This window comes from Mesorhizobium sanjuanii (assembly GCF_002529485.1).
Classification (GTDB): Bacteria; Pseudomonadota; Alphaproteobacteria; order Rhizobiales; family Rhizobiaceae; genus Mesorhizobium; species Mesorhizobium sanjuanii.
Genome location: NZ_NWQG01000040.1, coordinates 1 through 14,557 on the forward strand (window position 1 = coordinate 1; position 14,557 = coordinate 14,557).

Below are 14,557 nucleotides of genomic sequence, written 5' to 3' on the forward strand. Positions count from 1 at the left end.
TGAGATGGCTATCCGGCGAACTGCGCAGCAAGAAAAGTGCCAACCCACTGCATGTCGCCTGCAACCAGGCGGCTTCTGCGGATGCGACGGGCAAAAGCATGCCGGATTATTTGCGCCAGACTAGCAGATCAACCCTAACAAAACCGCTAAATGTCCAAACGTAATTAATATCGAATGCGGCTGGACACCCGCCAGCCAGCCCGCGTCGGCCGCCTGTCTTATCGTTGCGAACGGGCGATCGCGGCGAGGTGTATCTGGATGCCGTCCTCTCCCACTTCGCCATGCCAGGCGAGGCGTTCGGCCGGCTGCCTGGCGCCGAAACGTGGTGAGACCCAGCCACCCTGCCCCGGCGCGTCGCCGCCAGCGCGGATGTCGACCGCCGCGTCCGGAAAGCGGATCGCCAGCAGCGGCTCATCACCGCGCAACACCGTGACCGTGGCTCCGTCCCGGCTAGCGCGGAGGCCGGCGGCGAGTTGGAAGACGATTTCGGCCACGCGCCTGCCGCCAAGCAACTGGTCGGTGACCAGGATGCCATCCGCCTGTTGCGCAACGGTGCGCTGATGCACAACGCCGAAGCGGCTCTTATATCCGTCATGCCGGGCACGCAGCTTCCAGTGCCGTCCCCGCTCGCTCTGCGCCAATGCCGCAACCGCCTTGTGCGACCAGTTGAACGCCCCGGTCATGATGCTTTGGCTTTTCCCGTCGATATTCAGCGTGTTGTGCGCCGGCGTGGACCGGAACCAGTCGCGCCAGCCACCGCCCGAACCATAAAGCCAGGTGCCGGGATCGACCAGCACCGGCTCGCCATCGATGCACATTGTGAGCGACAGCGCATCGGCGTGGCCGTGGGCCGCTATCGAGAGGTAGCCAAGCGGGCCGTGGTCGAATGTCAGCTCGACATCGCGGCCATTCATCTCCCCGCGCCAGATGGAGAGCCCGCCCTGCACGAATGTTTGCAACCCTTGCGCCGCCGGCGCCGGCGCCGTCGGCGCCCCAAAGAAAAGCGAACGAAAATCGTCGGGCTCCGGCATACTCCCGGGCATCCCCAGCAAGCCATGGATGGCGGCTGCGACGGATCGGACATAGCCCGGCTCGTCTCCCAATGTCAGGACACGGCCTTCATCGTCGTCGCCAAAGCCGATGGCATTCCGTGGCAGCCAAGCCACGAAATCGGCGAACGCCGCCAGACGCGCTTCCGCTGCCGCTGGAAACGGCTTGCCTGCCTGACGCGCCGCAGCAGTGCACAGCAAGATGAGTTCTGCCGTGAAGGCTGCGTAAGTCGGGGTCTGCTCGGCACCGGCGCCATCAGCAAGAATTTGCTTGTGCACCTCGGCCAGCAGAGCGTTGCGGGCAGCGGCGGATTCGGTCCCGAGCGCCAGGCTGATCAGGTACTGGCCGGCCAGTTCCGCGACGAGATGGTTATTGGCGGAGGAAAAACGCGACGGAAACCGCGGCAGCCAATAGGCGCTTGCCGCCAGTATTTCGCCGACGCGCAGTCGTGTCGCCGCGCCAAGCCGGTCGCCGACGAGATCCAGAGTGACGATCAGGCTGATGGCCCGCAACGCCACTTCGATGCCGGAGGCCCAGCCAATGCCCCGGAACGGCGGGTTGGCGGAATGCCAACTGTCGATCGCCGCCTCGATGGCTGCCCCAGCCTGATCGTCGCCGGCGAGAAGCAGGTGGGCTGCCAGCGGCGGCAATTGCTGCAGCCGGTTGATCTCCCAGATGTATTTTACGTCGCCGCGGTCATCGCGATGGCGAAAATCGATATCGAAAGTGTGGCTCTCGGGGCCTGGCCAAAGCTTGCCGGTCACCGGATCGAGACGCCAAAGCTCGGGAGCAAACAGCTGATCGCGGTCGCGCCGTGGCCATGTCTGCCCAAGTGCGGAAAATTCGCCGCTAAGCGTATTCTGCGCCGCCGCCTCTATGGCTTGCCGCTGCGTCGGTGTCGCGGCCAGCACGGCATCGCGCAATCCGCGCAGCACCTGGTGCAACGGGGGCGAAGGATACCGCTTCCAGCCGTCGTCACGGCGCCGCGAAACGATCCTTCGGCGCTGCTCGTCCAGCCTGTGCAACACCTCGGCCGGCCCCATGCTGCGCAATCGGTTGATGTACCAGCCGATCCTCATACGCGTTCCGCCAAGGTTTCTATCCTTGTATACCATGCTGCCGAAAAGCCGCGCCGCGGCAATCCTCTTTTCCGCACCTGCGGTTAATATCTCGACCCATGATGCGGAGAGTGGCGATGAAAAGAGTGGTGTGCGTTGCAGTCTGGCTGCTCGCCATTGCGACAGCGGCCGGGGCTGCGCCAATTCGCCTCGAGCGCGGCGTTGGCGTGCATGAATGGCTCAACTGGTCGCCGGTAGGCAAAGATGGAGCCTACAGCTGGCCACCCTACCGCAGTGAGCAGGAATGGCTTGCGGGACACAGGCCGCTGACCGATTGGCCGGGCGGCGACGAATTTGCGCGCATTCGATCGATGGGCTTCGACTTCATCCGGCTGAGCGTCGACCCCGGTCCTCTGCTTGCCAGCGAGGGCGCCAGACGACAGCAGGCGCTGGACATACTTGCCGCCGCGGTCGAGCGGGTAACATCGACCGGCCTCAAGGTGGTTTTCGACCTGCATGGCGTCACTCAGGTTCGGGCCTATAGCATGGAGATGATCTATGGCGGCGCCGACAGCGAGGGTGTCGCCCACTATCGTGAAATGGTCGTGGCGGTCGCCACCATGCTGGTCAAGATCGGCACCGACAAGGTAGCCCTCGAACCTTACAACGAGCCGGCATATTACCCCTGTGATTCCAGCGGAAGCGATGACTGGCAGCGGATCATGGCCGGCACGGTCCACGACATTCGCATGGTCAGCAGCGAGCTCACCATCGTTGCGACCGGAGCCTGTGGCGGCAGCATTGCCGGATTGGTCAACCTCACTCCCAGCTTTGACGATCCGAACCTCTACTACAGCTTCCATATGTACGAGCCGCACAGTTTCACGCACCAGCGGCCCGACGAGGCAAACGCCTTTGCCTCGGGCCTTCCGTGGCCAGCCAGCAGCAGTACGCCCGAAGTGGTGAGCGAATTGCTCAAAATCCGCATGGATGCGGCCGGCTTGAGCAAGGTTGAGCAGGTGATGAACATGGCCACGGCCCAACAAGCGATCACCCGATATTTCGCGCAGGACTGGGGCCAGGGCCAACTCGAGGCGAGCTTCCGCCAGGCGCTCGATTGGGCTGAGGGACATGGCATTCCGGGCCGGCGGCTCTTCATGGGTGAATTCGGCGTCATCCTCATGTCCGCGGACGGTCGCATGGGCGCACCCGATGCCGACCGTCTGCGCTATCTCTCAGCGGTGCGCCGGGAGGCCGAACGCTTCGCGATCCCGTGGTCTGTCTGGGAATTCTCCAATCCCTATGGAATGACCCTCATCCTGCCCGATGGGCCGGCGGTCCCGGACCCGGAGATGCTGCAAGCGCTGGGCCTGCCGTAACCTCGCTTCGCGGGTCAAGCTTGGCTTCAATCCTCCGGCGGTTTCCTAACGATGCGGCCTGTCAGCCACCAAGTGTTTAATACATTCGGTGTTAGTAGCGTCGTGAATACGAGTATCCGGGGGAGAGACGATGTGTGGAATTTCCGGCTGGATCGGGCGGAGAGTCAAGAATCCGCAAGACCGCGCTGCCAGAATGTCAAACGCATTGCGGCATCGCGGTCCCGATGCTGAAGGCACCGAGATCCTGGACTTGAATACCGGCGAGGATCAATTGGCATTGGTGCATCGCCGACTGGCGATCATTGACCTGAACACCGATTCAAATCAGCCCATGCAGATCGAGGACGGCCGCCTCAGGATCATCTTCAACGGCGAAATATACAACTACATCGAGCTGCGCCAGGAGCTGATCGGCCTCGGTCATCGTTTTCGAACGCGCTCCGATACCGAGGTGCTGCTCAGAGCCTATGATCAGTGGCGCCTGTCCATGTTTGATCGATTGAGCGGCATGTTTGCTTTTGCGATCTGGGATGCTCAAAGCCAGGAATTGATCCTTGGCCGGGATCCCTTCGGCAAAAAGCCGCTTTACCTCATGCAAAGCGAGAAATTGCTGTCGTTTGCTTCTGAGATCAATGCGTTATTGTCGTCGCAGCCGGATGCACGGCAACTCGATCTGGGCGCTGTGCACGACTATCTGAAGTGGCGTTACGTGCCCGGGCCGCGCACGCTTTTCAAACAAATCCGCAAACTCAACCCCGGAAGCTATGCTGTATGGTCGCAAGGGACAGTGACGGAAATGCGTTACTATACGCCTCCAGATCAGACGGATCTGACCGAGGATATCGACGAAAAAACCGCCAAGCGACGATTTTTGGAACTGCTCGACCGTTCCGTCGAGATCAGAATGCGCAGCGATGCACCCTTTGGTGCCTTTCTCTCCGGAGGGCTCGACTCCTCGGCAATCGTCGCCCTGATGACCAAGCACAGCGACAAGCCTATCCGTACATTCTCGGTCGGTTTCAGCGAACCGACTTACAGTGAGCTCCCATTCGCCCGACGCGTCGCCGATCACTTCAAGACTGATCATTGCGAGTTGGTCCTTCAAGCGGACGACCTGATTGACCACCTGCCCAAGTTGAGTCGTCATCTGGGGGCGCCTGTTTCACAAAGTTCGGACATTCCAATTTACCTGATGTCGGAGCGGGCCTCGCAGGACGTCAAGATGGTGCTCACTGGGGAAGGAGCAGACGAGATTCTGGGCGGCTATCCCAAGCATCGCGCGGAGACGCTGGCTGGACTCTACCGGTCACTTGTTCCGGCGCTGCTGCATGACAATCTTCTCGCCCCCTTGATACGCGCCATGCCTGGCGCATCGGCCAAGTTCGATACATTTGCGCGAAGCGCGGGCGAAAGGGACTTTGCCGCCCGGATGATCTCCTGGTTTGGAGCTTTGACAGCACGCGAACACGATCGCCTTATCGGCGCGTCCGCCAATTGCCGCAAGGAACGCAACGACTTCCCGTTCTCCTCGAGCGCGCAGGCGTCCCATCTTCGCCGCGTGCTGTTTTTCGATCAGACGTCGTGGCTGCCCGACAATCTCCTGGAACGAGGCGACCGTATGATGATGGCCGGTTCAATCGAAGGAAGAATGCCGTTCCTCGACCGCGATCTGGTTGCCTTTGCCAGCTCGTTGCCCGATCGCTACAGGCTGGGCCGGCGGCACAGCAAGCAGATCTTGCGCGACAGCATGGCCGACATGCTTCCTGAGGGGATTCTCCGTCGCCGCAAAATCGGCTTCAAGGTGCCAGTCGCGGAATGGTTTCGCGGGTCGATGAGGAACTACGTACACGACCATCTCTGCTCCCCTCATTCCGTCATCCGTGCCTATTTGAGCGCCAAGGAGCTTGATCGGATCGTCTCGGAACACGTCAAGGGCGCCGCGGACCACGAAAAGCTGATATGGGCGCTGTTGAATTTGGAGATATTCCACCGCGAATTCGCGCTTGGAGCGCCGCAGTGACGCCATAGGGCGTCAGCGCTTGACCGACTGGGCGGCCTTTGAAGCGGCTGACCTCCAGACATCGCAGATTGCGCCGACAAACGGTGCGAGATCGAGCCGCTCCCGATGCACCGCAATAGCGCCGGCGCCCAGGCGCTCGCGCAACGTCTTGTCCTCGACCAGCCGTGTCAGCGCCTTTGTCAACGCCGCGACGTCGCCGGGCGGCACCAACAGCCCGGATTGCTCGTTGGTGACGATATCCTCCACGGCGCCGACAGGCGTCGTCACCACCGCGAGACCGGCGGCCATCCCTTCGATGACCGAGACCGGCAGGTTTTCGGCAAAGGAGGGCAGCACCAGAATATCGGCCGAAGCGATCAGCGACGCGACCTCATTGGGCCCGACCCATCCGGGAAAGGCAACGCGCTCGGCAAGGCCCAGTTCGGCAGATCTCGTTCGTGCCGTCTCGACTTCGCCATCGCCGGCGATCGTGGCGCGCCAGCCCTTGATGGCCTTCATGCGGTGCAGCGCATCGCACAATTGCGGCACGCCCTTGCGATCGCCGATACGGCCCAGGAACAGGATATGAACGCTGTCGCCGCCGCCGACATGCGCCAGGGATGGAACTTCAGTGGCATTGGGCACGATCACGATGTTGTCGGCGGCGCCTGGCGCCCGGCTTGCGATGAAGTCGCGCCAGATGCGGCCCAGAACCACAACGCGGCTGGCATGCTCGAACATCTGCCGGATACGGTGGCTGATGAAGCTGCGGTCTTCATGCCAGAACGTCTGGTATTCTGCTCCATGCAGATGCAGCACATAGGGAATGCCGAGCAGCCGCGCGCATTTGGCAATCACCAATTTGCGGTAGGTGCTGCCATATCCCGACAGGTTGATGTGAACGACGTCGGCATGCCCGACGACGCGTGCTGCCAGCATCCGAAAGCAAAAGCCGGCCATATAGAAGGCCGACAATGCGACTGGGCCCGAACCGCGGCTGGGAAGAAAACGCGCAGCGATATCGGCGCTCCCGTGCCGTCTGAGCCCTTGATCGAGCGTGGCCATGATGCGGTCGATGCCGCCCTGCCCCGAAACGCCCGAGGGCGTCGCCACCAGGACATGTATTTTTCGATTGCGGATGAGGCGCTGCAGCATGACGGGATTTCGCATAGCACAAGCCGCGTAACTGGAAAGCTAAGGTTCCCCATAAGGTTTACGACAAATCTCTTGTCTCAAACTCAATCTGTTCACCCTTCGCTGTCATCGTGCTGGTGTTTCCGCCGGTCGACAGTTAATCGAAGTTGAACTTTCCAGGAACTACCCCCTTTGCTGCTCCGCTCCACGCTCATCTATGCTCCGGCGATCCTGCTGACGCGCATCTCCGCGCTGCTCTTGCTGGTCATCGTGACGCGTCTGATCGACCAGACCGAGTATGGCCTGCTGACCCTGGTGGTGACCGTTGGCGAAATGACCGACATTGCCGTCACCAACTGGCTGCGCATCGCCTTGCTCAGGCTTGGCGGCAAGGGCGATGTCAGCCGTGGCAGCCTGATGCTGGCCGGACGGGTGCTGCTTGCCTCCACGGCGCTGGCGCTGATTGTATCCGTGGTCGCCTCGGCATTGATCGTGCCGGAGCGCTGGGTCGAGTTCTCGATCGCCGTCGGCAGCTATCTCATAGCCGGTGCCGTCGGGCGCTTCGCGTTGACGGTGCTGCAGATGCAGCAGCGTCATTCGGTCTATTCGATGCTCGAATTCCTGCGCGCGGTGCTGCAACTCGCGCTGCCGATCGGCGCTATCATGTTGTTCCAGGATTCCTTTCTGACGGTTTCGCTTGGCACCAGCCTCGGCGTTTTGATCGCCGGTATCGTGGCGGGCATCATGGCGTCCCGGCGCGTCGTTGCCGGTCCGCCACGCTTCACCCAGAAGGAGTTCTTCGTCCTCGGCGTGCCCCTAGTCATCATGGCGCTGGTGGGCTTCGGCCTCCACAGCGCGGAGCGTTTGTTCCTCAAGGTCTATTACGATGCCGGCGCCGTGGCGATCTTCGCTGCAGCCTATGCGCTGGCCCGCCAGCCGATCGATATGGTCGCCAATGCCATCAACATGGGCGCCTTCCCCGAGGTCGTCAGCCGGTTCGACGAGGAGGGATCCGCGGCTTCGGGCCGGCTGCTGTCGCAATTGATGGCTTTGATGATCCGCCTTTGCCTGCCGGTTGCAGCCATGCTGGTCGCACTCAGCAGCGACATCACGCAGCTCCTGCTGCCCTCTGCGTACCACGGCCGCGTTGGCCTGCTCTTTCCGATCATTGCCTTCAGCGTGCTGTGTGGCAACCTTACGAGCTTCGTTTATGGCACCGTGGTGCACGCGCACAAGCGGCCGTGGCTGCTGATCATCGCCACTTCGTTCGGCTCGGTAGCGACAATCGCGTTGTCCGTGCTGTTGATCCCTCCGATGGCGGAGGTCGGCGCGGCCTTGGCGCTGGCGGGCGGATCGCTGGTAGGCTTCGTTGCCTGCGTCGTGATCAGTGAGCGGCTCACGCCGGTGCCGGTGCCGTGGCGCGACATCGGCGTTTCGGTCGTCATCTCATTTGCCGCTGGGTTGGCCGCGAGCATTGCCAGCGCTTTGCTCGCTGGTGTGCCGGCCATCTTCTCGCTTATCGTGGCCGGCACCGCTGGCGCGGTGGTTTTCTTTGGGTTGACCTGGCTTTTCCACCCCGCGGCCACGATGCAATTCGTCGGCAAGCTCCGGGCGCGGCTACGAACCGCATAAATGGGTGTTATGCCGTGACGGCCTGAGCGCCAAGCGGTTCCAGCTTCGGGGCCGTTCCCGAAGCGGAATTCATGAATTGACGTTTCGGCGCTGCTGACGGTTCCAAAATTCCCGCAATAGCAGCCCTGCATAGGCAGTGTTGGTATCGTAGTAGCGGCGCCAAAGGCGGCGCGGTTCCTGTGCAACACGAAACAGCCACTCCAGACCGGCCGCCTGGATCAGTTTCGGCGCCCGGGCAACCTTGCCGCCATAGACATCGAAACTGCCGCCCACGCCCATGACGAAGCTCGGGGCGAGTTCGTCGCGATAGCGCTTGAGAAAGCGCTCCTTGCGCGGCGTCGGCATGGCCACCAGCAGGCAATTGGCGTCGGAGGCGTTGATCGCCTCGACAATTGCGGCCTCGTCTTCAGGTTTGAAATAGCCATTGCGCATGCCGGCGACGACGAGGTTCGGATGATCCTTGGCAAGTCGCTTTGTAACGGCATCGAGAACGTGCTGTTCGGCGCCCAGGAGGTAAGGTCTGAAGCCGCGCTTAGCGCATAGGCCCAGCAGATTGATCATGATGTCGACGCCGGCCACCCGCTCCGGAAACTCGACGCCGCAAAGACGCGCGCCCCAAAGCACGCCGATGCCGTCTACGTTGATGACGTCCGCCGTCGCAACATCCTCTTGCAATTCGGCATTCTTGCGCATGTTCACCAGCTTGGCGACATTCACCACCACATGATGCAGCGGCCGCCGCAGGGTCATCGCCTCATCGGCGATTGCCAGCGTCTCGGCCATGGTCAGAGCATGGAGCGGAGCGCCAAGGAACTCCCGGCGCCGTGACGCCAACAGAGAATGCCGTGCCCATGCGGAGTCGTGCGCGTTCATGCTGCCTCATCCCTGTTTGCCGGGAGTGCCTGGCGTTCAAGCTGCGCTTTTTTTCCCTCGATGCGGGCATCGGGCTTGCGTGCCTTGCGCCACGTCCACAGACCCCTTGTGTCGACGAGCTTCTTGTCCTTAAGCGCTTCGGGGTCGACAAAATTGAACTGCCGATGATCGACCAGAAGGACGACGATATCGCATTTGTCGATGGCGGAGAGTGCGTCGGTAAAGACGATGCCCCTGCCCTCCAGCTCATGCGGCAGCGCATGAGCGTTGGGTTCGGCCGCGACGATCTTCAAATTGGGGATGTCGGACAGGAGCTTCACCACTTCGACGGCCGGGCTCTCGCGCATATCGTCGATGTTGGGTTTGAAGCTCAGCCCCAGACAAGCGATCGTCTGCTTGCGGGAAGGGTCGAGCAACGCCTGGATGTCCCTGACCACCGACATGGGGCGCTCGGAATTGATCCGGCGTGCCGAAGCTATCAGCCGCGTGCTGTTGGGCGCGGCGTCGATGATAAAATACGGATCGACCGCGATACAGTGACCACCAACGCCCGGGCTCGGCTGGAGGATGTTGACGCGGGGATGCCGGTTGGCGAGATCGATCACCTCCCAGACGTTGAGCGACAGATCCTGGCACACCGCCGCAAGCTCATTTGCGAAGGCGATATTGACGTCGCGGAATGCGTTCTCGGTCAGCTTCACAAGCTCCGCGCTTTCGGCCTGGGTCATGAACAAGTCACCAGCAACGAAGGTTGAATAAAGTGCCGCGGTCCGTTCGGACGATTTGCGCGACAGTCCACCGATCGAGCGATCGTTGTTGATCAGCTCGGTCAGCACCTTTCCCGGCAACACCCGCTCGGGCGAATAGGCGACCAGGACATCGGCCTCCTCGCCATGCGCGAGAGGAAACTTGAGATCGGGCCGCAACTCGGCAAGCAGCCCGGTCATGATGCGCGTCGTGCCGACCGGCGATGTCGATTCCAGCACCACGAGGTTTCCCCGCTTCAGCACCGGGGCGATGCTTCTTGCCGCCGCAAGCACGTAGCTCACATCCGGCCTGTGGTCTTCGGTCATCGGCGTCGGCACGGCGATGATGTAGGCATCCGCCGGCTGCGGCGTGTTGAATGCTTTGAGCTTGCCGTTGGCGACGACCTTCTGGATCAGGCCGTCGAGGTCCGGCTCGACGATATGGATTTCACCCCGGTTGACCTTCTCGACCACAGCCTCGTTGACGTCGACGCCGATGACGTCGAGCCCGCGACTGGCAAAAATGGCGCAGGTCGGCAGGCCGATATAGCCCATGCCGATAACGGAAACGGTCTTGATGTCAGCCATGATGCAGCAGTTCCTCAACGATCCGGTTACTGGCCCGGCCATCGCCATATGGGTTGTGTCGTTCCGCCATGCCGCGATAGGCCACTTGGTCATCGAGTAGACTATTGGCATTGGACAGGATTTTCTCGATATCGGTGCCGACGAGACGCGCGGTGCCCGCCGTGATCCCCTCGGGTCGTTCGGTGTTCTCGCGCATCACCAGCACCGGCTTGCCGAGCGAAGGCGCCTCTTCCTGCACGCCGCCGCTATCGGTCAGTACTAGGTAGCTCTGCTTCTGCAGGTACAGGAACGGCAGATAGTCCTGCGGGTCGACGAGATGGATGTTCGGCACGCCCTCCAGTTCCGCATTCACCACCGAGCGCACATTGGGGTTGGGATGAACCGGGTAGACGATCTGCACGTCCCCGCGTACCGCCAATCCCTTCAGCGCCGCACAGATGCGGTGGATGCCGCCGTCGAAATTCTCACGGCGATGGCCAGTGACGAGGATCATTCTCTTGGCGGGATCGAGGAAGGGAAACCGGGCCGCGAGCTTCGCGCTCATCAGCCTGTCGGCGTCGATCGCACCAGAAAAATGCAACAGCGTGTCGATCACCGTGTTGCCGGTCACAAAGATGGAGTTTTCAGCCTTTCCTTCGGCGATGAGGTTGTCGCGCGCCTGAACGGTCGGTGCGAAATGCCAGGTAGCGATCTCGCCGGCGATCTTGCGGTTCAGTTCCTCTGGAAAGGGAGAATTGATATCGTGGCTGCGCAATCCCGCTTCGATGTGGGCGACTGGAATGCGCTTGTAGAAGGCAGCCACGGCGGCAGTCATCGCCGTCGTCGTGTCGCCCTGTACGAGGACGATATCCGGCTTCGCCTTCTCCAGCACTTCGGCCATGCCCAGGAGCACGCGAGAGGTCACGTCGAACAACGTCTGGCCAGGCTGCATGATGTTGAGGTCGTAATGCACCGGCAGGCCCGTCAGTTCGATCACCTGGTCGACCATCTCACGGTGCTGGGCGGTGATGCATGTTTCGGTGACGAAACCTGGATGGGCAAGTGCTGCACGCACCACCGGAAAGCATTTGAGCGCCTCCGGCCTCGTGCCGAATACGATCAGCAGTTTTTGCCTGGAAGGCAGTTTTGGATGTGAAAGGACGTTCATTGCTGATCCTGGGCGGCTGCAAGACCGATAATAGCGGCAGAAAGCGGCTCCGTGGTGCCAAATCTTAATATATGATTAACAGCCAAGACCCTCTTATTCTCCCCTGATAAGCCTTTTGAAAGTCTAGGCAGATAGGTAGTCTACGAGGACAGTCTTGAAAAAGAACATATTCGATTGAGTAACATTTTAATCATCGGCCACGCCGACGGATCTCGGCGCTGGGAAAATGAACTTCTGAGGCGATTGAAGGCGGCTGGCCACGTGGTTTCAAGTGGCTTGGCGCAGGCGCCCGCGCCCGCCGCGCGCGGGCTGGACACGGTGCTTGATATCGAGAGCCGACGCTTCGGCCCCTCACTGGCAAGCCGCTCCGAGCCGTTGCCATCTGGCGATCCAGGTCCTGTCGACCTCATAGTCGATCTTACTGCCACTGCCGCGCGACGAGGCACGCCGGTCCTGACGCTCGAATTCTGCGGCCAAGGCACCTTTCTCGCCGGTCTGACCGAAATGCTGGCCGGCCACCGGTCGCCCGAACTTGCCGCTCGCCTCGATGGCGTTGCCGTCGCCAAGGGACGGCCCATGCTCAGCGATCGGCTCTGGCTGTCTCGCAGCTGCAACGACCTGCTCGCCGGAGCCATATCGCTGGTTGCTCAAAGCGTTGCCCGCTTTTTTGCGGGCGAACTTGTGCCAATTGCCGACAGCCCAGCGCCAATCCCAGGCAGCCACGGCTTTTTCCGAAACTATCTGCCTTTTTTCTGCAAGGGGTTGGCCGACCGCGTCATGCAGAAAGTCAAACTTGGACGCCGCCCCTTCTATTGGCAGGTTGCCTATCGGCTGATCGACGGGCCAGGCGTAGCCGAAACCGGACAACTGGACGGCACCCCGTTCACTGCGCTTGCCGACGACGGCCAGCGTTTCTACGCCGACCCGTTCGTCCTCGATCGCGATGGCCGCCACTATCTGTTTGTCGAGGAATTTCCCTATGCCACGGGTCGCGGCGTGATTTCGGTCGCTGAACTTGGTGATGACGGTATTTTCGGCGTACCGAGGGTGGTGCTGGAAGAAGCGCACCATCTGTCCTATCCGCAGGTGTTCGCCCATGCTGGCGAAATTTTCATGATCCCCGAAAGCAGCGCGGCGCGCGAAGTTGTGCTCTACCGTGCCGCGCAATTTCCAGATCGCTGGGTACGCGACACCGTGCTGATCGCGGACAGGAATTTCAATGACGCCACGCTGCTCGGATCCGATGGGCGCTTCTGGCTGTTGGGAACGGAGTGGTTCGGTCACGGCAGCGCGTCGGACACGATGGTCGTTTATTCGGCGCCATCGCTGCGCGGGCCATGGACAGCCCATGCGCTCAATCCCATCGCTGTCGACCACTCGGCCACTCGACCCGGCGGCGCCTTTATCCGGCAGGGCGACGCTCTGGTGCTGCCGGTGCAAAACGGGTCGAGAGCCTATGGCGGCGGACTGGGGCTGATGCGGCTGGAGCGGCTTGACGATTTCGACGTCCGTTTTACGCCGCCCCGCCCGATCGAGCCGGGGACGGCATGGGCCCGCGCGGGCATCCACACGCTCAATCGCGCTGGCAAGGTCGAAGTTGTCGACAGCGCCGGCTGACTGTTTCTCGAGACCTATCGGACCCGATCCAGTTTCGGCTTGGCTGCAACAGCGGTCGAAGATTTGACCTCCGGCGGATTTCTATAGGCAAGCAGCAACACCACGATGATCGTCATCTCCGGCGTTTTTGACGAAAGCGCATTGTTCGACAGCGCGGCAAGCAAGAACGTTATGGTGCCGATCCATGCCGGCAGTGGCGCCCCGCGCAGCAGCCGAAAAATGAACCAGAATATCAGCGCCGTAAACAGCAGGGCGATGGGCAAGCCGAAGAGCATGACGATGACCACCGGCGCGCTTTCGATGTAGGGCAGATGCAGCTTCTCTCTGACGATCGCCAGCAGGTCGTCAACGTTCATGCCAAATAGGATGTCTTTCCAGCTAACCAGTCCGAACACCTTGTAGATGGTCACCCGGGCCATGAAGTTTTCATCGAAGATCGTGTTGCTGAAGCGGTTCAGCAGCCCGCCAGAAACCAGCACGGCCAACAACAGTGCGCCGCCCGCCAGGGTAAACAGCAGCACGACAGTCTTGGCCTGCCGCTGGTGCTTGAGCGTCAGGCGCGGCCAAGGCACGAACAACAGCAGGATGAGGGTTTCTCCGGTCGCGAGCATCAGGGCGGCGCGGGCGCCTGAAGCAGCACAACCGACGAACAACACGAAGATGGCCATCACCCGCACCCATATGCGCCAGTGCGTGAGCGGCACGAATCCGATTGCCGTGGCGCAGAGCGCGCCCAGTGCCAGCGGGTGCGCCGACAGGCCGGTTGGCCTGAACTGCAATTCGTTCAGACCGTAAGGCAGAAGCCGATGATGGGTAAGCGCTTCGATCGTGCCGATCACAGCGCTTAGCATAGCCATGCCAAGCACCACGTCCCCCAACGCCCGCCGCACATCGGCGTTCAATGCCAGCATCAGCAGACCCGCGGCGCCCGCGACCAGATAGGTATCGATGATGAACCCGGAAGAACCCGCACGGCCTGTGATGAACAGATACGGCACCAGCGCGAAGGTCAGCGCCGAATAGCGCATCAGCGCCTTGAACAGCCCAATTTCGTCGCCCCGTAGCAAAAATGGTCGGCTGAAAAGAACGAAAGCAAGCAACAGGAAGATGGCATAGGTGCCGAAATGCAGTTTCTCGTAAAACGAACCGCCCTGGGCCGTATAGTCGACGACCATGTTCATTATCTGCGGCGATACCGTGAAGCGAAGCAGGAACGCGAATGCCGCGCACAGGAAAAACAGCAGCGACAGCGCGTTTTGACGGCGCGCCTGGCTGGACAGCAATCGTTCCGATCCGGCGGCGGTAGAGCTCATGGCCATCCAAGCGGGTATTCA

11 protein-coding genes are annotated in these 14,557 nt (G+C 61.4%); 4 read left to right on the forward strand and 7 right to left on the reverse strand.

Features of this window, described 5'->3' with window-relative positions; all coding sequences use genetic code 11:
- Window positions 1–218: 218 nt before the first annotated feature.
- A complete protein-coding gene (locus CN311_RS07175) occupies window positions 219–2,129 on the reverse strand; it encodes a heparinase II/III family protein (RefSeq protein ID WP_097572635.1) in 1,911 nt (636 codons plus the stop codon).
- A 116-nt stretch (window positions 2,130–2,245) separates the two neighbouring features.
- On the opposite strand from CN311_RS07175, the gene CN311_RS07180 reads away from it, so the two are divergent.
- Together CN311_RS07180 and asnB are read left to right on the forward strand one after the other, a co-directional pair.
- Window positions 2,246–3,487 (forward strand): glycoside hydrolase family 5 protein, encoded by a 1,242-nt coding sequence (locus CN311_RS07180; RefSeq protein WP_097572636.1) that lies wholly within the window; start codon window positions 2,246–2,248, stop codon window positions 3,485–3,487.
- A 130-nt stretch (window positions 3,488–3,617) separates the two neighbouring features.
- Entirely contained in the window at window positions 3,618–5,507 is a 1,890-nt protein-coding gene (asnB, locus tag CN311_RS07185; RefSeq protein WP_097572637.1) for an asparagine synthase (glutamine-hydrolyzing), read from the forward strand.
- Window positions 5,508–5,519: 12 nt separating this feature from the next.
- On the opposite strand, the gene CN311_RS07190 is transcribed toward asnB, so the two are convergent.
- Window positions 5,520–6,641, reverse strand: coding sequence for a glycosyltransferase family 4 protein (locus CN311_RS07190; protein WP_097572638.1), 1,122 nt, complete (start codon window positions 6,639–6,641; stop codon window positions 5,520–5,522).
- A gap of 171 nt (window positions 6,642–6,812) precedes the next feature.
- Between CN311_RS07190 and CN311_RS07195 the strand changes: the two genes are divergently transcribed.
- On the forward strand, window positions 6,813–8,252 hold the full coding sequence (locus CN311_RS07195; protein WP_097572639.1) for an oligosaccharide flippase family protein: 1,440 nt from the start codon (window positions 6,813–6,815) through the stop codon (window positions 8,250–8,252).
- A 69-nt stretch (window positions 8,253–8,321) separates the two neighbouring features.
- On the opposite strand, the gene CN311_RS07200 is transcribed toward CN311_RS07195, so the two are convergent.
- From CN311_RS07200 to CN311_RS33325, 4 genes are all read right to left on the reverse strand, one after another.
- On the reverse strand, window positions 8,322–9,035 hold the full coding sequence (locus CN311_RS07200) for a WecB/TagA/CpsF family glycosyltransferase (RefSeq protein WP_245440765.1): 714 nt from the start codon (window positions 9,033–9,035) through the stop codon (window positions 8,322–8,324).
- An 86-nt stretch (window positions 9,036–9,121) separates the two neighbouring features.
- On the reverse strand, window positions 9,122–10,459 hold the full coding sequence (wecC, locus tag CN311_RS07205; RefSeq protein ID WP_097572641.1) for a UDP-N-acetyl-D-mannosamine dehydrogenase: 1,338 nt from the start codon (window positions 10,457–10,459) through the stop codon (window positions 9,122–9,124).
- Window positions 10,452–11,606, reverse strand: a complete 1,155-nt coding sequence (gene wecB, locus CN311_RS07210) for a non-hydrolyzing UDP-N-acetylglucosamine 2-epimerase (protein ID WP_097572642.1) — start codon at window positions 11,604–11,606, stop codon at window positions 10,452–10,454. The genes wecC and wecB overlap by 8 nt, the downstream gene beginning before the upstream one ends.
- Window positions 11,607–11,957: 351 nt before the next feature.
- Window positions 11,958–12,677 (reverse strand): hypothetical protein, encoded by a 720-nt coding sequence (locus CN311_RS33325; protein ID WP_245440766.1) that lies wholly within the window; start codon window positions 12,675–12,677, stop codon window positions 11,958–11,960.
- On the opposite strand from CN311_RS33325, the gene CN311_RS33330 reads away from it, so the two are divergent.
- Window positions 12,564–13,223 (forward strand): glucosamine inositolphosphorylceramide transferase family protein, encoded by a 660-nt coding sequence (locus CN311_RS33330; protein WP_425351055.1) that lies wholly within the window; start codon window positions 12,564–12,566, stop codon window positions 13,221–13,223. The genes CN311_RS33325 and CN311_RS33330 overlap by 114 nt on opposite strands.
- 14 nt (window positions 13,224–13,237) lie before the next feature.
- On the opposite strand, the gene CN311_RS07220 is transcribed toward CN311_RS33330, so the two are convergent.
- Window positions 13,238–14,536 carry a VpsF family polysaccharide biosynthesis protein gene (locus CN311_RS07220; RefSeq protein WP_245440768.1) on the reverse strand — a complete coding sequence of 433 codons (1,299 nt, stop codon included), beginning with the start codon at window positions 14,534–14,536 and terminating at the stop codon, window positions 13,238–13,240.
- Between the last annotated feature and the right edge of the window lie 21 nt (window positions 14,537–14,557).